The following is an 18,860-nucleotide window of genomic DNA, read 5'->3' on the forward strand; positions in this document are numbered from 1 at the left end:
TATTTGTTATTTTGGGCTACTGTCACCAGCCCCTAGCGGCTCGGTGCTGACTATACCAAGCATCCAGCGCTAGTTGATGCACCTCGCGCCAGGGTAGGTTGTTAGCCCGTGCCAAAGCCGCGCAATCTTCATATTCAGGCTGTACGTTAGCGATCGCTCTTTCTCCATCACTACCACTCCAAGCAACCTTGACGCGGATTAAGCCAATATCTGTTTCAAGCTGCTGAATTTCCCGTTGCAAGATGGAACGTTGCTGCATCAGCCGCCGGATGCCCAGTGTAGTCGTTTCGCGGAACAAAACGGCTTCGCAAGCAGCTAAATGGTCTGGATGGCAGATAACCGTCAGCAACACGCCAGGGCGGGACTTTTTCATACCAATTGATTGAGTGAAAACATCTACTGCGCCAGCCTCAAAAAGTGCCTCAAACACATAGCCGATAGCTTGGGGATTCAAATCATCAATTTGCGTTTCCAGCACCGAAATCATTTCTAATTGAGGGGACTGAGGAATAGAGATTGGGGTAGAGAGATCCCCAGCCTGTAGCGCAGGCGTCTCGCCTGTGAATTCCCCAATCCAGAGACGCAGGATATTGGGAATCGATAACTGGCGAGAACCAGCACCATTACCAACACGCAGAATAGTCATTGGTGGCGGAGAACCAAAACTGGTTGCAAGAGTAACTGCGATCGCGGCCCCAGTCGGTGTCACCATTTCCCGGTCAATACCATTACTGTAAACTGGCACCTGGCGGGATTCCCACAACTTCAGCACCGCTGGTACTGGCACTGGCATCACACCATGAGATGCCCTGACCGTACCGCCACCAGTGGGAAGTGCCGAACAATATAGTTCGTCAATCCCTAACCAATCCAAACCCAAGCAAGTACCCACAATATCTACAATGGCATCAGTAGCCCCAACCTCGTGAAATAAAACCTCTTCCGGAGCAATACCGTGAACCGCCCCTTCCGCCTCTGCCAGCCGTCGAAACACCGCCAGACTCGATGCTTGCACCCGTAAAGGCAACCCGGCGGCGTTAATTAACTGCACAATTTCTGGCAAGCGCCGCGTCGAGGAATGAGCATTTTCGTGGTGGTGATGGTGATGTGCATCGTCCTCGTGATGGTGATGGTGATGTGCTTGGTGCTGACTTCCATTGCCATTATCCAGAACACTCAAATCTACGTGAACTTTGGTGGCTTGCTGGGCGTTACGATGGACTTTTTCGGCTCGTAACTGGTACTCGTGGGACATCCCCAAACCATCAAGCTTTTCTATCAGGTAATCCAAGGGAACCCCCGCATCTACGAGCGCCCCCAAACACATATCACCAGCAATTCCCGTCGGACATTCTAGATAAGCTAGCTTGTTCATAGAGTAATGAAGAGTCAGGGGCTTTAACCAAATTATCTGTTAAACGGGTTTTGAGGTTTAAATAAACTGAAAATTTGCACCATTTTCAACAATCTGGAGGCTCCCGCCTCCCACAGTCTCGTTCCTAGCCTCTGACTAGGGACGAGAATAATAACTGGTAACTAAATATAAGCTAAGTGCGAGAGAGCTAATTTTTCATGGCGACCATCTACACCATCCATCCTGATACACCCCAAACACGTCGAATAGAACAAATAGTAAAGGCAATGCGAGATGGTGCTGTAATCCTTTATCCCACAGATACTGTCTACGCGATTGGCTGTGACATTAACGTTAAGTCAGCTGTGGAGCGGGTGAGGCGGATTAAGCAGCTATCGAATGATAAGCCCCTGACGTTCCTGTGTCCGTCTCTGTCTAACATTGCCCAATATGCCATAGTCACCGATGCCGCCTACCGCATTATGAGGAATCTAATCCCAGGCCCCTACACATTTGTGCTACCTGCCACCAAGTTAGTACCCCGACTGGTAATGAACCCTAAACGCAAAACTACAGGCATTCGGGTTCCCGATCATATAGTGTGCCAGTCGCTGTTGCAGGCATTGGGCAATCCAATTATTTCCACGTCAGCACATTTATCAGACAAAAATGGGGATACGCCGATAGTGGGTTTGGAGAAGGCGGAACTGTTTGACCAATTGGACAATTTGGTAGACGTAATTGTGGATGATGATTCTCAAGTAAGCTTCGAGGTTTCCACAATTTTAGATTTGACCGAACAGGAACCTGTAATCGTCCGGAAGGGTCTGGGATGGGAGGCTGCTACGGCTTGGGCGACATCGGTCAGTTAATTTGATTAGATAAAGGCGATCGCTAATTTATTCAAAATCGCCATCCAAAATCCCACTGTGGACGATAAATCATAAACTACAACCGAAAAAACGGGAACTTCGGACTAAAAACTACCACCAACCCAGTTTGTGAATTGTCTACTAAACACTGACTATATATGCCCCACGGTAACGGTCATGCACCGATGTTCTGCGGGGCTTGTAGTTTAGGCACAGCAAGGGTTTTAGGTTTTTTGGAGCGGCTTTTCATCCCTGGAGAGCATCAAGAGTCTCCTTAGTTAGATAAACGTAGTAACACACAAGCTGCCCGGTGTCTAACGGCAAGCCTCTACAGTCTAAATATAGAGAGCTGAAACGGTCAATCGCAGGCACTGCCTGATATTACTCAAAACTTTTGCACCGTTTAAGAGCGCCTCTAGTTGACTTTAATTACTACCACCGCCAGGGGCTTTCACCATGACTACTATAAATTCTCTCAGCCAAACTTCTGACAATACGTTTAATTCGGCTGAGCAATTGTTAGGATTCGATTCGCAAACTTTAACAGAGCTTTTAGTAGAGGAACTGCGGTCTGAAATCAAAGTGATGTCTAGGCACGTTCAGGCAGTTGCGAGCAGGATTGCACTGGAGGTGGAACGGATTTGCCACAAGAGTTCCCGTATTCAAACTTCAGGCGAAATCAGTTCCTGGCAGCTAAACTTAGCGCGTCATCGGTTGCAAAAGTGTCTGTCGTACTACCGACTAGGTTCTAAACGCGGTCGCGTGGAACTGCACAGCAATCTCAGTGCTATGGTTTATCGCTATGTGGTAGCGCCTCAATCTCAGTTAGGTTTTCAAGCTCGCTACAACCTGATTGAGGACTTCTTGCAAGAGTTTTATGTAGAGTCTATCAAAGCTTTCCGGCGGGAAAATCAGCTTGGGGCAGACTATACGCCGCGCACTCAGTTGGAATTGGCGGAGTATATGGCGTTCAGCGAACAGTATGCCAAGCGGCGGATTAATTTGCCGAATCGCACCAGCCAGCAGCTGATTGTGCTGCGGGCGCAGAGTTTTGCTCGTCGCTTGCCCTCTGAGACGACAATGGATATTGAACAGGCGGTGGAGTTTCCCAAGGGTGAGGATGCTCAAACGCAAAGTCGGTCAGCGGCAATGCAACAAGTGCGATCGCAATTAGTTGCGGATACAGTTGACCCAGCGGAAGCTGTTTTGCGCGATCGCGTCATCATTGAGCTGATAGAATACCTAGAATCTCAAGGTCAACAAGACTGCGTAAATTACCTTACCTTAAAACTGCAAGACCTTTCCGCTCCTGAAATTGACGAGTTTCTGGGTCTAACCTCACGCCAGCGTGACTACCTGCAACAGCGCTTCAAGTACCACGTTGAGAAATTCGCTCGTCAGCACAACTGGCAACTGGTGCATCAATGGTTGGGTGCCGACCTTGACCAAAAGCTGGGAATGTCCTCTACTCAGTGGGAAGAGTTTTATAATCAGCTTTCCCCGGAACAGCAGCAGTTGTTGCAGCTAAAACAGGCTCAAATGGACAATCAAGAGATTGCGCGCTCGCTCAAATGCACCCCTAAGCAGCTGCAAAAGCGCTGGACTCAAGTCCTAGAAATGGCTTGGAAAGTTCGCAACCAAGGAGACTTATGACTCATGAGTTATGAGTGCTGAGTTTAGAAGAAATTCTCTCTATTCAAAATTCAGCACTCAACACTCAGCTCAGCCTCAAGTGTATAACAGAAAAATTTTCTAAATTCCTAACTTATAATTCATATCTCCTAACTTTTTTCAACCTATCCTGGTTTAGTTTTGCTAGGGTATTGTTAACAATTATCAATGAAAGCGCACGACTCATTTGAGGTTATGGCGATTAATCTTGTTCATTCTGCTTCACCCCATCCCCCAGCGCAAAATACAACAGCACTTCGGGAGGTCTTTGAGACAATTCAGGCTGATAGCTGTCCCACTTCCTATAACTTCCATATGCACACCATCTGCTCTGATGGTAGGCTGAAGCCAGAAGAGTTGATAGAGCAGGCAGTCGTCCTCGATCTCAAAGGTCTTGCTATAACCGATCATCACTCTGTTCGTGGTTACAAAGCGGCTCAATGCTGGCTAGATAAGGTATTTGATCACTCTAAAGTGGACGCTCCGCACCTGTGGACTGGTGCGGAAATTACTTCTAAGCTGCTGGAAATAGAAGTCCACATCCTCTGCTATGCCTTTGACCCAGAACATCCGGCAATGCAGCTGTATTTACAAGGCAAGGCACCCAGAGGAAGTGATGCTGAAGCTGCTAATGTAATTACTGCGGTTCATCAAGCTGGTGGCTTGGCGGTTTTGGCGCACCCATCCCGCTATCGCCTTCGGGCCACTGAACTCGTAAGAGCGGCTGCTGAAATAGGTATTGATGGCATGGAAACCTACTATGCTTACAATAACCCTAGCCCCTGGAAACCCAGCCCCAAGGAAACCACGGAGGCAATACAATTGGCTACTACCTATCGTTTGCTAAACACTTGCGGCACTGATACCCACGGTTTGAGCTTGCTTCAACGTTTGTAGGAAAGCTGGGGGCTGGGGAAAAGACGATTATCAATTAAAACTAAATATCAAGAAACCCGTTTTTGATAGGGAAAACGGGTTTTTTAAGCAATTCTCTCTGTTAGTGATATTTAATCCAAGAAGATAGCTAATCGCCTTTTTTAAGGCGGGGGATCAAGGGTTAACCAAAAAGTATTGTTTAAATTGCGATCGCATTACGCCTAATTGATTAAATAAGCTTCCAGCTAATCAATAAATTATTGCCTCTTCCCAAAGTAAGATATTTTTTATAGTTTATAAAATAAATGCCGCTCACTAAGGAGCGGCACACATAGCCCGAATCAGGAATAATGAAAAATTATTATTAAAAATTGCTACTTTGCATCAGCATCAGAACGGTGACGCTAACGCTCATCATCACCAAAAGGATAGCCAGAGAAACTGATTGACCCAAGTGGTTAGAAGATTGTGAAACTTTCATTTTTTTCTCTTTTAAATTACGAATCTGTTTAATAAAGATATCAGTAACCTTAAGGGATCAATGAGAAAAGGACAAGTTTCTTCAATTAACGCAAGGTTTCTTAATAAGAAGGATAGCGATCGCTCAGTTTTCCAGATGCCGAACGACTAGAAGCTCCCGCACACGAACAACGCCAGCCTGCGCGGGCCAATTCCTCGTTATCCGGGCGGCAGCCTGGATAACGAAGAAAGGGACAATTCATTACCTAGTTAAGCCATGTTCCAGGGCATACCGTACCAACTCGGTGCGGCTATTTGTTCCAGTTTTACTGAACAAGCGGCTGACGTACTTCTCGACGTTGCGGACGCTGGTTTCCAGACGACGGGCAATTTCTTTATTCATTAATCCTTCCGCCACCAAGTCCAAAACACTCTGTTCTCTAGGAGTCAAGTCGATGCGGATGGGTGGGGGCGTTTGCACAATGCGATTGGTATCTTCTAACATTCCCCTGATGGCGGCAATCTGAAGCTTGATATCTTCAATATCGTTGCCACCGCCTGCTGTGTTTGCGCCTGTTGTGCGACGTTCCAGCAAATTTTTGACAATTGCCTCTAATTCTTCCGGGTCAAAAGGTTTGGGAAGATAGGCATCGCACCCAGCTTGATAACCTAGTATGCGATCGCTTGTCATGCCTCTGGCGGTTAAAAACACGACTGGAAGACTCTTAAACCGAGGATCTTCCCGCAACTGCTTGAGGAACTGATAACCATCCACCTTGGGCATCATCACGTCCGAAATCACTAAGTCCGGTACGTTCTTCTGCAACATCTGCCATGCGTCAGTAGCGTTACTGGCAACCTGAACCTTAAAACCACTATCTTGCAGATACTCTTTGACTGCTTCGCGCAATCCAGGTTCGTCGTCTACCAGTAATAATTGTGCTGACATTGTTGTTTCCTTGCCGCTACGTTTTCTTTACAGTTTTGCTGGCATTAGTGTTTTTTTGCCGCTATTTTTTCAATGTAGCGAACTTTTTTCACAGCTATTTGATCGGACTTCTAGACTATACAAATTACACCATTAATAATAATACTTATTTTTATATTTATTTTATAAAAAAATTCTCGTTCTCCAGGCATCACCCCAAAGAACGAGTTTTGTGATGTCTAGCCCCTAGTCCTTAGCCCTTAATGCAGCACCAGACCTAACAAAGCTAAGACACCGTTAATCAGGTAAAACACCCCTACAATCTGCGTTTCACTCCAGCCACTCAGTTCTAGATGGTTGTGGAACGGAGACATTTTAAACAAGCGCTTGCCGATGCCATCTGGGCCTTTGGTGGCTTTGTAGTAGCTAACTTGGGCAATTACCGAAATTGCTTCCACAAAGAAAATCCCGCTGAGTATGAATAGCGCCCAGAGGTTGTTACTCAGAAGCCCAACTGCTGAGAGTGCGCCTCCCAATGCCAGGGAACCTGTATCGCCCATGAAAACGCTGGCTTTGTTGCGGTTGTGAACCAAAAAGCCCAGACAACTGCCACTCATACAGGCGCAGAAAATCATCAGACTGGGCGAGATTGGGGCAACTATAGCACCAAGTCCAACTAGAGCGATCGCGCACGTTCCCGCCGCTAGTCCATCCAAACCATCCGTGAGGTTTGTAGCATTACTCTCCGCCACCACAACAAAAACCGCTAAAGGCCAGAACAACAGCCCCAGAGGTAAAGCTAAATTGAAAGGCAACGAGATAGTTGTAATTCCCGCAGGTTGACTTATAGCCAGCCACGTACAAAAAAGCACGCCCACCCCAATCTGCAAACCCAGTTTCATCCGGGGCGAGATGCCTTTATTCGAGCGGAGTCTGATTACTTGCCAATCGTCAACCCAGCCAATTGTTCCATATGCTAAAGTTACAATTGATACTGCCATTACAGGCGCAAGCTCTTGCACCCCTACAGTTAAGCAAGACCAAATCAAAGCCACAAATACACCCACAGGCACAAAAAACAAGCCCCCCATCGTTGGGGTGCCTGCTTTTTTCAGATGAGTTTGGGGGCCATCTTCACGAATAAATTGACCAGTTTTCAATGCTTGCAGGAGGGGTACTGCCCAGTACCCTAATCCCGCCGTCACTACAGCACACAGGCACAGGGGCAAACTCATAGAAATGCCCAGCGCTGCCAGATAACCTGCTTGCCAATCGAAAATCAGCGTTCCCACACTCAGCCCAACCGCCAGCAATGCTAGTAGGCTCGTTCCTGAGAACTTTAACGAACGATCGGAAAATAATTTAGCGTCCACAGATTTTTAGTTCACTTCTCACACCAAAATTCAGAAGCCTAAATTCAGAATCCAGAAGTTTTTCTTGCCTCCTGAAGCCTGAATTCTTATGTGCTGACTATTAATCCTCGACCTCGACGACATCATCATCATCGTCTAGGTCATCGTAAGCACCATCATCGACCGTCATCAGGTCGGCGATTTCTTCATCGTCATCCATAAATGTGTCTTCTACGACTTCACGCGCCAACAGCCGCCCTGTTGATTCCAGCCAGTCGAGAATTGAAGGTTCTTGTTGTAGCGGAATGATACCAGCCAGTTGATGACGCGGTTCTTCGCGCAGAGACGGATTGTAAAACTTAGGGTCGGACATAAGAGGATAAGAGCCAGGGTCGCTAACTAGACATATTGAGTTTACCATTCGGAGAATGGCGATCGCTGCTAGATCATCCCTTTTGTGTCAAGGTGAGCGTTACTAAACTTATCAAAAATGAAGACGAGGGTGTCAGTTTGGTTGGAAAAACAAGGGCTAAGCTGATGGTAGTGTCACGCAACGCAAGTGTAAGGTCATAATGAGGAAAGCAGCACTACTGGAAGCGATCGCTTTTCAAAATCGCGGACTGCTGGCGACAGAAACCGACAAAACAGCCATTCTCGCCGCCGTTGCCCAATTGGAAGACATAAATCCCACACCCCGTCCGGTTGAGGCGGCTGACTTACTAGACGGCAATTGGCGGCTGCTTTATACCACCAGTCGCGGTTTATTAAACATTGACCAGGTTCCATTGCTTAAACTTGGTCAAATCTATCAATGTATTAGGGCAAAATCAGCCAAAATTTACAATATTGCTGAAGTTTACGGCTTACCCTATCTCGAAGGCATAGTCAGCGTTACCGCCCGGTTTGACCCGGTTTCTGAACGCCGCGTATTAGTAAAATTTGAGCGTTCCATCTCCGGTTTACAGCGGTTAATCGGCTACAACTCACCCTCTGATTTTATCCAGCAAATTGAAAGTGGGAAAAATTTTCTCGCCTTAGATTTTAGTATCGAAAGCCGCGACCAAAAAGGTTGGCTGGATATTACTTATCTCGACAACGATTTGCGGATAGGTCGAGGCAATGAAGGTAGTGTTTTTGTACTAACAAAAGTCATTAAGTAGTAGAGGTATCCCGCCTGTGTTCTTAGTCAATCAGAGGCGAGACTACAAAATGGCCAGGGACAACAAGCAATAAATAAAAATGCAATTAAATCAAGAAACCCTGTTACGGCTATCTCAAGGACAACTGAATTTATTAGAAACTTGTCCAAGAAGATTTCAACACATCTACTTAGACAAACTAAGTTCTCCCACCCATCCAGAACAACAAGAAAGATTGACTTGGGGTAGTCGGTTTCACTTGTTGATGCAGCAGCGAGAACTTGGATTGCCAGTAGAATCGCTGGTGCAGGAAGACGCGCAACTACAACGCTGGGTGAATGCGTTGTTGAATGCAGCACCCGAACTTTTGAAAACAGACTCGACATTTCGTCAAAGCGAACATTGCCGGACACTGAATTTTCAGGGATATTTGCTGACTGTTATCTATGATTTGTTAATTGAAGATGTGGGAAATGCTCAGATTTTTGATTGGAAAACCCATCTTCAACCGAAAAAGCGGCAATGGTTAGAAGCAGATTGGCAAACACGTCTTTATCTCTATGTTTTGACAGAAACAAGCGATTATTTGGTTGAACAAGTTTCTATGACTTACTGGTTTGTTCAGTCTCAACCTGAGCCAAAAAGCATTAAGATACAATACAACGCTAGAAAGCACGAGCAAACGGAAAAAGATTTAAAACACCTGTTGACGCAGCTAACAGAATGGTTGCAACGCTACCAGGATGGGGTTGACTTTCCACAAGTTCTAGAATCTGCTAATCGTTGCGGTGACTGTAATTTTGCGGTGCGTTGCGATCGCGTCCCGATCGCAACGCACCTTCGTACTGACGAAGAAAATCCCATTAATAGAGATTTGCTGCTAAATATCGCAAATATTCAGGAAGTTTATCTGTAAAAGATAAACAATTTCAAAAGTTATGATGGACGAGAAAAATGATGAGGCATTTTCTAATCACTCCTCTGTATATGTCCGCAATCTAGAAATCGACGATCTGGCTCCCGTTTACCACTTGGGAGAATCTGTTTTTACTAGCGATTTGTACCCCTATTTATACAGGACTTGGGACGAATGGGAGGTGATTGGGCTTTACAACACCGATCCAGAATACTGTCTAGTTGCCGAAATTGATGAACAACTAGCAGGATTCATTTTGGGAACGGTTATTAGCAAAGCAACCTGGACTTATGGATATATTATTTGGCTAGGAGTTAGCCCAAATTTTCAGCGCCGGGGTGTAGGAGATAAGCTGGTTGATAAGCTGATAGAAAGGATGATTGAAGATGGAGTGCGGTTCATGCTGGTTGACACCGATCCTGCTAATACTCCAGCTGTAAAATTCTTTGGACGCAAAGGTTTTGGCAATACTCGACAGCACATTTTCTTGTCGATGAACTTGAGCAAGCATGAATATTATGGAAGACTGATTTCCTACGAACGCGAAAAAGCTGAGAGGGCGGCATATAAGCGATCACGTCGTCGTCCTTCAACACAACCCCAGGGAATTACCAGCGAAGCTGCAACTAAGGTAATGGTGACAGAAACCCCGCCGCCGACTGGGTAAGATCCCGGTAGATTACCAGATGAATAGAAAGCTGGACGACTTTAGTCGCGGCTTTCGCGTACAAAGTCCGCCTTGGCAGGTTTTGTTTGTGTAGCGCCACCCTGAAGGGTGAACGCACTAGCTGCTGAGGCGACTAAAGAAAATCGCAGCTAGGATAATCAAACCCAATAGGGCTAAGGGAACCCAGAAATTAATAGGCTCTATCATCTCAGTTAATTTTATCCCCGCAATCGGGTGTTTAAATTAATAATGTTTATAGAATACAGCTAGAATGTAAAGCGAAAATTATTTTAAAAGGCAACCATGACATCACAAGATACGGTGACATGGCTACAAGAACGCACCGCACTAGGTGTACTGTCTGCACCGATATTAAATGCGATCGCGCAAGTTCTAGAAGAGAAAATTGTACCAGCACAGACGAACCTGGTAGTAGAGGACACGCCCCCAGAAGGACTCTATATTTTAAGACAAGGACAGCTAGAAGGCGATCGCAAAGAGCAAATTGGTTCAGCCTGGGGAATTAGTTTCCTCCCTGGAGCCGCCATCCACCTACAGGAATTGCTATTAGACCAGCAGGCGCAGCGCACTGTCAAGACTTTGAGCGAATGCCAGCTCTGGTTGCTTCCCGCCGCCCAATTTCAGGAATTAGTCGCCAAATATCCGGAAATTTCTCAGGCGTTCTCCCAACAAATGGCGCAAGAACTGGCGAAGCTATCTTCCCAGCTAAGCTACGAACAAGAACGTCAAACAGCCTTGCGTCCCTACCTAGTAGCTAGAGCCAAACGCGGGATTGTGGGAAAAAGCCGCTATGCTACCAGGCTCCGAGAACAAATTAAACAGGCAGATTACGATCGCCGTCCAGTCCTGATTTTTGGAGAACCTGGGTTAGAAAAAGACAATACCGCCGCCCTGATTCACTTTAGTTGCCCAAACCGACGCGAACCTGTAATTAAAGTAGACTGTAGTACCCTACAAGCCAGCGGTGCAGAACTATTTGGACGCATCGGTGGTAAACCAGGGCTAATTGAATCACTAGGGACAGGCACCTTAATACTCAACAATATCCAAGAACTGCCCCCAGAACTCACGCCCAAACTAGCGCAACTCTTGGAAACCAACACCTACAACCCCGTTGAAAGTTTCCAGCAACGTAGCGCAGGCATCTTGCTTGCGGGACAGGAACACAAAAGCAGGAGAGAAAATTCCTCACTCAGCCCTAGACCCGAAGCACTCATTTGTCAAGCTCGCATCATTATGATTGCGGAAAAACACCTACCTACAATTGAACGTCAAGTAGGCCATTTAATAAAAGTGCCGCCGCTACGAGTGCGAAAAGCCGACATCGAAGCTCAGGTAGAATACTACATTAGCCTCTTCTGTCGGGCAAAAGGCATTCCCAAACCCACAGTCACTCCAGAAGCTTTGCGCCGTTTACAGGCGTATGATTTCCCTGGCAACCTCAAAGAATTGCAAAGTCTCGTAGAACGAGCTATCGTTCAGTCTCCCGGCACCAAAGAGTTAACCGAAGAAGTTTTTTGGTCAGTTGAAAGCAAGAAAAAACAATTTCGCGTTAACCTTTTAAATGCCTATCCCGGTTTGCGGCGATTTCTCAGAAGTTCCTGGTGGCCGGATAGAATTAACTACGGCTTCACATTCGGCTTTTTTGCCATCGTCGTCGGACTATTATTTTTTGGGCCCCAGAGTCGTTCGGAAAATGTGACTCTAAACTTATTCTGGGCGTGGTGGTGGCCTTTGATATTAATAGGTTTTCCCTTTGTCGGAAGGCTTTGGTGTGCCTTTTGTCCTTTTATGATTTACGGGGAAATCACCCAGAAGCTTTCCCTCTGGCTATTTCCGCGTCAGTTGAAACGCTGGCCCCGGCAGTCAGCCGAAAAGTGGGGCGGATGGTTTCTGTTTGGGCTATTTGTCCTAATTTATCTCTGGGAAGAACTTTGGAATTTAGAAGATACCGCTTATCTTTCGGCTTGTTTGCTCTTATTAATTACCGCCGGAGCGATGATATTCTCAGCAATTTTTGAGCGGCGGTTTTGGTGCCGGTATCTGTGTCCGATTGGCGGAATGAACGGGCTATTTGCTAAGCTTTCAATGATAGAATTAAGGGCGCAGCAAGGCACTTGTTCAGCAGAATGCACCACCTATCAATGTTACAAAGGTGGCCCGCAAAAAGGCGAAGGTTTGGAAACTGGCGGCTGTCCGGTTTACTCGCATCCCGCCCAATTGGAAGATAACAAAGACTGCGTACTGTGCATGACGTGTCTTAAAGCTTGTCCGCACCGTTCAGTTGAACTAAATTTGCGTCCGCCGGGAATTGAGTTATGGACAAGTCATGTACCGCAGGCTTATGAAGTGGCGTTGTTACTGTTGCTATTAGGAGGAGTTTATTTGCATCGATTGCCAGAATTGCAATCAATTTTACGGTTGAATTTAGATTTAACGCAATTTTGGCAACATTTCGGATTATCGATTTTCGCTTTGATTATTCCTGCTGCTGTGCCTTTTTTAGCTTACGGTGGAATCTTGCTTTTTAAGGGTTCTCTAAAACCTCGCTCGTTTGTAGAGTTAGCTTATGGATATTTGCCGCTAGTTTTGGGGGCAAATTTATCTCACTATTTGCGGCTAGGTTTAGGTGAAGCTGGACGGATTTTACCGCTAACTATGGCGACTTTTGGGCTAAGTGGTGAAGGGTTGCCCGTGTTGGTGGCTCATCCGGCTGTGATAGAGTTTTTGCAGGGAACGACGCTGATTTTCTCGCTGCTGTTGACGATGCTATTAACTCAGAAAATTGCCAAACAGCAGATGCGATCGCTTTTACCGCAACATTTGAGTGCGATCGCGCTTTTCGTCTCCCTCTGGATGATTATCGTGCAATAAATTTTACCTAAACCCTTTCGCCGTCCTAACACGGATGAGTGCGATCGCGCTTTTTCTCTAGTCTTCTGTACTGAGGCAAAGTTGTCGTGGGGTTTGTTGGGCTATCTGTGGAAATTGAGGCAGTCATGGCACTAAAATTAAATAGGGTTGTAAAATAACTCTATTTAATTTAGCCATTTATATCAGTAACAATTGATAGTTTAAGTCGCTAAAATATAAAATTGGTAATGGTCGATGAGGGTATTTTAAGAAAAATGTCACAGCAACAACTCGAATGGCAAGTACAGCCAAATATTCAACCACCAGAGGTGTTTATTGAAGAAGTTAAACATTACGCATCTGGATTACCAGGACATTATGCTGCTCAATTGTTATGGCAACGGGGAATTAGAGATACAACCCAGTTAGCAGGTTATTTGAACCCAAATCTGTATCAACCTGCAAGTCCATTTGAATTTGGGCAGGAAATGCGGTGGGCAATAGAAAGATTACTGGAAGCCCGAAACTCTGGTGAAAAAGTTGCTATTTGGGGAGATTTTGATGCTGATGGTATTACATCTACTTCTATTTTATGGGATGGATTAGGACAGTTCTTCGCTCAGTATCTACAACTAAGTTATTATATTCCCAATCGTTTAACTGAGTCTCATGGACTTAATGATAATGGAATTAAAGCACTTGCCGAGAGTGGAACAAAGCTGATTGTTACTTGCGACACAGGTAGCACTAATATCAGTGAAATTGAGTATGCCCAAAAATTGGGTGTTGATATTATTGTCACCGATCATCACACACTACCTACAGAACGTCCAGATGTAAAAGCAATTATTAATCCCCGCTATTTACCACCAGAACATCCGATGTTTCATCTTTCTGGTGTTGCAGTTGCTTACAAGTTGGTAGAAGCACTTTATGAAACTTTGCCAGATGTTCCTCAACAGCCTTTAGAAGATTTGTTGGATTTAGTTGCAATTGGTTTAATTGCCGATTTAGTACAACTTAGCGGCGATTGTCGCTACCTAGCACAGCGAGGAATTGAACGCCTGCAACAGCAACTCAAAAAACGCAATCGTCCTGGGGTGGCGCGTCTGTTAGAATTATGTCAAAAAAGTGGCGATCGCCCAACTGACATTTCTTTCGGTCTTGGCCCTAGAATTAACGCTGTGAGTCGCATTCAAGGCGATGCTTCTTTCTGTGTAGAGTTGCTGACAAGCCGCGATGAAAAACGCACTCAGCAGTTAGCAACAGAGACAGAATTAGCTAATTGTCGCCGCAAAGCTTTGCAAAAAGATGTCGCTTTAGATGTTAACAAAAAGTTAGCCCAACTCGATTTATCAACAACTAGCGTAATTGTTCTTTGCGATCCTCAGTGGGCTGTAGGCGTTTTGGGTTTGGTGGCGGGACAAGTAGCACAAGAAACTGGTCGTCCGACTGTTTTGTTGAGTACAGAAGGCGATTTGAGTGAAAATGCGATCGCACGCGGTTCTGCGCGTTCCGTTAATCAAGTTGATCTCTACCAGTTAGTAAACGCACAAGCACACTTATTACATCGATTTGGCGGTCATCCCTTCGCTGCTGGATTGAGTCTCCCAGTCCAAAAAATTCCTCTATTTACAGAAGCAATTAATCAGCAATTACGCGCCACTGTTGGTACCCCAGACGGCACTCCTTTACCGCCAATTGTACAGGCAGATTTAGTTTGTACGGTGCGCGAATTAGGAAAAGATTTGTTTCGCGAATTAAAATTGCTGGAACCCTGCGGTATGGGCAACCCAGTTCCAAAATTGCTGATTCAAAACTGCTGGTTTGAGAGTATGTGGAATAGTAATACTCAGGACTTCAAGGGTAGAAAAGTTCAATACATTAAAACTAAGTTTAAAATTTGCGATGATTCCTGCCAAACTGGTTTTGAGGGTATTTGGTGGGGACACTATAAAGAAGATTTACCTAAAGGTAGATGCGATGCAATTGTTGAACTCGATTTCAATAGTTATGAAAATTCTACTAAAGGAATAAAACCTCATTATGAAGTGCGGATGATTGCTGTGCGTAGTCTTGCCCAAACACACTCGCTAAGCACTACTAGCCAGCTAGACTGGATTTTAGATTGTCGTGAGGAATCCTTAGTTTGTAGCACAGATGCCTCGCCTGTGAGTTTGCACTCGTCAGTCCTACCAGTTAGAGAGTGTCCCAGCAGTTGGGATGAGTTGCAAGTGTGGTTCAGACGCGCCCAACAGACAAATCGGAAACTGGCGATCGCATATCACCCCCCTGAACCAATTCCACCCGACCAAATTTGGCTACAACTTGTAGGAATTGCCAAATACCTCAGCCGTACAGGAGAAACGGCAAGCGATGACCAAATATCTCAGAAGCTAGGAATAAGCGATCGCACTCTCCAACTGGGACTTGATGCTTTATCTCATCTTGGTTTTTTTGTCAAACAACTAGACTGGAATTTTCAGATTAGTTTCCATCCAGAAGAATCTTCCCCCAGTCTTGCCAAGAATGCCATTGAGCAATTTATCGGAGCTGTCCAAGAAGAACAATTCCGCCAAAAATACTTTTATCAAGTTCCCTTGTCCGCCATTCGAGCGATGGCTACTCAAAATGCAATCAGTTAAAAATAGTGGATTATTAGTTGGTAGGACAGCCTAGGCCCCTGTCCGTGAATCCTCAATTGTTCATTACTACTAACCAATAATCACCAAACATAAACCATCAACAGATTCAATTGATGCAAAATTCTCTCCAAACGCCCCACAGCGGATATCATTGGGACGGCAGCAACCAGCGATTTTTTGAAGGTTGGTATTATCGCGTTACCTTACCAGATTGCGGTCATACCTTCGCTTTCATGTATTCAATTGACGATCCCATTGGCGGCAAACCGCAAAGTGGCGGTGCAGCACAAATTCTCGGACCAGAGGATAGCTACCTTTGCCGCACCTTTCCAGATGTCAACAAGTTCTGGGCATCGCGGGACGTTTTAGCTTTGGGACACTGGGGAAAAACTGATTTGTCCACCAAACCCGCCTACCTCCCCTCTAATCAATTTCAGCTTTACGTCCAAGAAGGTTATCAAGCTACAGCCACCTTAAATCAGGGCTTTTTGCAAGATCCCGGTACGGGTGCATCCGCACGGTGGGAATATCAGATTCAGCCAGTGTACGGTTGGGGAAATCAAAATCAACCACAGCAATCAACAGCCGGATGGCTGTCTTCTTTCCCGATTTTTGAACCGGGATGGCAGATATTGATGGCTCACGGTTTAGCAACAGGCTGGATTGAGTGGAATGGCGATCGCTACGATTTTACCAACGCGCCAGCTTACAGCGAAAAAAACTGGGGACGCGCTTTTCCGCAAAAATGGTTTTGGGTGAATTGTAATAGCTTTGACCATGAACCTATCGCCTTAACTGCTGGTGGCGGTAGACGCGGGGTGTTGTGGTGGATGGAATCTGTAGCGATGATAGGTTTGCATTGTCGTGGAAAATTCTACGAGTTTGTACCCTGGAACTCAAAGGTAAGCTGGAATATCCAGCCTTGGGGCAGTTGGCAGTTGCAAGCGAGAAATGAGCATTTTGAAATTGAACTCACAGGAACTAGCGATCGCTCCGGAACTCCCCTGCGTGCGCCCACAGAGAACGGTTTAGTTTTCTGTTGTCGCGATACCATGAACGGTGAGCTTAGCCTGGAACTGCGAGAGCTATGCACCAGCAAACCGAAAACCATCCTGAAAGCACACAGTTCTCTATGTGGATTAGAAACAGGAGGTACTTCTTGGGAAGAAACCTGGCGGTCTGCTTAAAGATAGGTGAGTGATGGTTCGCTCAACTGCTATGATCGGCTTAGAGTTGGGGCTGTAGCTCAGATGGATAGAGCGAGCGCCTCCTAAGCGCTAGGTCGCCGGTTCGAGTCTGGCCAGTCCCGTTGTCTGCTAATCTCTAATAGTATTTCTCTCCCAGTAAAGTGCATCTACCGTTGACGCACTTGTTGGGATAGGGAAATTTCATATTGGGCGCACTTGCCCAAACTTTAAACTCGGCTTTTTCGATTGATGATTCTGAAAATTTCTCCCAGCGGACAACGAAAATTATTTTCCAAGACTTCTCAGTCTCAAGGTAAATCTTATCGGTTGCTGTTGCTAGTCCTACCTATAGTGCTTTGGTTTGGGTACAAGCAGGTTGAAAAAAGTTTCATTAAACCCCAAGCATTATTAGTTTTGGGTGGTTCCACTAAAGATTTGGAGCGTGAGAAGTTTGCAGCTAAATTGGCTCGTGAAAACCCAGATTTACCAATCTGGGTTTCTTCAGGTAGCACCAACAAAACCTACGTCAAACGAGTTTTTGCCAAAGCTGGAGTTGATCCTAGTCGCCTACGCTTGGACTATAAGGCGTTGGATACGGTCACGAACTTTACCACCCTGGTTGACGAAATGGAAGCTAAAGGGATCTCTAGCATCTATTTAATTACCTCAGACTACCATATGCGCCGAGCCAGGGTAATTGGAGAGATTGTTTTAGGCAGTCGGGGAATTGCGATTAAGCCTGTAGTAGTAAAAACAGGGAACCCACCTGAGCCGATTGAGAAATCAATCCGCGATGGAGCCAGAGCTATTCTCTGGGTGACTACCGGATATACAGGGGCTACCCTAAGTAAGTCGTATAGAACCCCTCCCTAATCCCAGCAATTCTAATTGAAATTATTAGTAATTGTAAATATGTAGTGAAAAATTTCTACACCAATAGAGAGGCATTAATAATGATGGCTAAAATACCCCCTATCTCCGATATAGTTTTCTAACTCTTTAGAAAAAGACAAAGTTCTCGTACCCTTACCAAAAAAATATTTGACGCATTGTGATGCCTTGTATTATTAAACCTTTCAATATGATTGGTTCGCCTACGGCAATATGCCGTTTAATAGGAATAAATTTTTCATAACCCGTTCAAGAATCTGTATAACAACAACACATTTACGATAAACTGATGCCAGAGATTCCACAATTATCTAGCCCCTTTTCTATTACGCTTACCTATATAAAGTCCCACAATTTGTTTTTTTATCCAATGCGAACCAACGGGAGTTTAGACTAAGGGCGAGGTAGCTCAGCAGCGCTTACGTGGCTTCCTGATATAGAAGTGTTGGAAGGGCAGGCTGCAAATAATATAGACGGATTCCGTGAAACATAAGATAAGCACTACCAAATCTCAACAACCGTTATGAAACTTTTAGCCAAACTCAAAGCCTTTAGTCAAGGTGCCTACAAACGCCTCTATAGACCGCTTTCAGTTCACCTTTGAACTAACCGATACTGGAAAGCTTACCCGCAATGCTTACAGCTTTGCAGATTTTTTCACTGTGTCGAGTGTTTTGACAAAGTGGTCAAGTGTTTACGAGACATTGTTAAGACACTAAATCCCAGCGTCAAAGATGGGTGCGATTGTATATAGAGCAAATTTCTTCAGATGGGCAGGTTTTATTTAATTGCTGGAAACCATACCATCTGTCCTCGGCTCCCCCCAGTAACCCTTCAAGAGCGGACAATTGACTATTGCTGCACATCTGGAAGAAGGAAATGTTCCGATTGCTCGCATGGGAGAGCTACAGCACTAGGCGTTGCATAATGGTGCTATGAATCATTGAGGAATAGGGACATCCCAGAATTTGAGATAGTGCAGTAACAGCCGAATTGAGTATCTCAGCATTTCCTCGGATTTTGAATAGC

General features: G+C 45.5%; 14 protein-coding genes, 1 tRNA gene and 1 pseudogene. 11 read left to right on the forward strand and 5 right to left on the reverse strand.

The window, feature by feature from the left end; translation table 11 throughout:
- Positions 1-22: 22 nt before the first annotated feature.
- Positions 23-1,375 (reverse strand): nickel pincer cofactor biosynthesis protein LarC, encoded by a 1,353-nt coding sequence (gene larC / locus H6F66_RS17835; protein WP_190423753.1) that lies wholly within the window; start codon positions 1,373-1,375, stop codon positions 23-25.
- A 197-nt stretch (positions 1,376-1,572) separates the two neighbouring features.
- On the opposite strand from larC, the gene H6F66_RS17840 reads away from it, so the two are divergent.
- The 3 genes from H6F66_RS17840 to H6F66_RS17850 all read left to right on the forward strand — a co-directional run bounded on the left by H6F66_RS17840 (position 1,573) and on the right by H6F66_RS17850 (position 4,794).
- Entirely contained in the window at positions 1,573-2,226 is a 654-nt protein-coding gene (locus H6F66_RS17840) for an L-threonylcarbamoyladenylate synthase (RefSeq protein ID WP_190423755.1), read from the forward strand.
- Positions 2,227-2,682: 456 nt separating this feature from the next.
- The gene (locus tag H6F66_RS17845) at positions 2,683-3,879 is read left to right on the forward strand and encodes a HetZ-related protein (RefSeq protein ID WP_190423757.1); all 1,197 of its coding nucleotides are present in this window, start codon (positions 2,683-2,685) and stop codon (positions 3,877-3,879) included.
- Positions 3,880-4,092: 213 nt separating this feature from the next.
- Positions 4,093-4,794 (forward strand): PHP domain-containing protein, encoded by a 702-nt coding sequence (locus H6F66_RS17850; protein WP_190423759.1) that lies wholly within the window; start codon positions 4,093-4,095, stop codon positions 4,792-4,794.
- A gap of 700 nt (positions 4,795-5,494) precedes the next feature.
- On the opposite strand, the gene H6F66_RS17855 is transcribed toward H6F66_RS17850, so the two are convergent.
- The 3 genes from H6F66_RS17855 to H6F66_RS17865 all read right to left on the reverse strand — a co-directional run bounded on the left by H6F66_RS17855 (position 5,495) and on the right by H6F66_RS17865 (position 7,885).
- Positions 5,495-6,181 carry a response regulator transcription factor gene (locus H6F66_RS17855; protein WP_190423761.1) on the reverse strand — a complete coding sequence of 229 codons (687 nt, stop codon included), beginning with the start codon at positions 6,179-6,181 and terminating at the stop codon, positions 5,495-5,497.
- A gap of 239 nt (positions 6,182-6,420) precedes the next feature.
- Positions 6,421-7,533: a phospho-N-acetylmuramoyl-pentapeptide-transferase gene (gene mraY, locus H6F66_RS17860; RefSeq protein WP_190423762.1), complete on the reverse strand. Its 1,113-nt coding sequence runs from the start codon at positions 7,531-7,533 to the stop codon at positions 6,421-6,423.
- Positions 7,534-7,633: 100 nt separating this feature from the next.
- Positions 7,634-7,885, reverse strand: coding sequence for a DUF3134 domain-containing protein (locus tag H6F66_RS17865; RefSeq protein ID WP_190423764.1), 252 nt, complete (start codon positions 7,883-7,885; stop codon positions 7,634-7,636).
- Positions 7,886-8,081: 196 nt separating this feature from the next.
- Here H6F66_RS17865 and H6F66_RS17870 point away from each other — a divergent pair, with 196 nt between their 5' ends.
- The 8 genes from H6F66_RS17870 to H6F66_RS17905 all read left to right on the forward strand — a co-directional run bounded on the left by H6F66_RS17870 (position 8,082) and on the right by H6F66_RS17905 (position 17,813).
- The gene (locus H6F66_RS17870) at positions 8,082-8,672 is read left to right on the forward strand and encodes a PAP/fibrillin family protein (RefSeq protein WP_190423778.1); all 591 of its coding nucleotides are present in this window, start codon (positions 8,082-8,084) and stop codon (positions 8,670-8,672) included.
- A 79-nt stretch (positions 8,673-8,751) separates the two neighbouring features.
- Positions 8,752-9,567 (forward strand): PD-(D/E)XK nuclease family protein, encoded by an 816-nt coding sequence (locus H6F66_RS17875; protein WP_190423766.1) that lies wholly within the window; start codon positions 8,752-8,754, stop codon positions 9,565-9,567.
- Positions 9,568-9,589: 22 nt separating this feature from the next.
- On the forward strand, positions 9,590-10,234 hold the full coding sequence (locus tag H6F66_RS17880; protein WP_199295000.1) for a GNAT family N-acetyltransferase: 645 nt from the start codon (positions 9,590-9,592) through the stop codon (positions 10,232-10,234).
- Between the two features lie 303 nt (positions 10,235-10,537).
- On the forward strand, positions 10,538-13,129 hold the full coding sequence (locus H6F66_RS17885) for a sigma 54-interacting transcriptional regulator (protein WP_190423768.1): 2,592 nt from the start codon (positions 10,538-10,540) through the stop codon (positions 13,127-13,129).
- A 254-nt stretch (positions 13,130-13,383) separates the two neighbouring features.
- Positions 13,384-15,753: a single-stranded-DNA-specific exonuclease RecJ gene (recJ, locus tag H6F66_RS17890; RefSeq protein WP_190423770.1), complete on the forward strand. Its 2,370-nt coding sequence runs from the start codon at positions 13,384-13,386 to the stop codon at positions 15,751-15,753.
- 113 nt (positions 15,754-15,866) lie between these two features.
- Positions 15,867-16,940 (forward strand): tocopherol cyclase family protein, encoded by a 1,074-nt coding sequence (locus tag H6F66_RS17895; RefSeq protein WP_190423772.1) that lies wholly within the window; start codon positions 15,867-15,869, stop codon positions 16,938-16,940.
- Positions 16,941-16,988: 48 nt separating this feature from the next.
- Positions 16,989-17,062: transfer RNA gene (locus H6F66_RS17900), tRNA-Arg, on the forward strand.
- A gap of 127 nt (positions 17,063-17,189) precedes the next feature.
- Complete coding sequence (locus H6F66_RS17905) at positions 17,190-17,813, forward strand: YdcF family protein (RefSeq protein WP_190423774.1); 624 nt, start codon at positions 17,190-17,192, stop codon at positions 17,811-17,813.
- Positions 17,814-18,771: 958 nt separating this feature from the next.
- On the opposite strand, the pseudogene H6F66_RS17910 reads toward H6F66_RS17905, so the two are convergent.
- Positions 18,772-18,860 (reverse strand): annotated as a pseudogene (locus H6F66_RS17910) (IS1 family transposase); the annotation flags it as partial.

This window comes from Trichocoleus sp. FACHB-6 (genome assembly GCF_014695815.1).
In the GTDB taxonomy this organism is placed as follows: Bacteria; Cyanobacteriota; Cyanobacteriia; order Cyanobacteriales; family FACHB-T130; genus Funiculus; species Funiculus sociatus.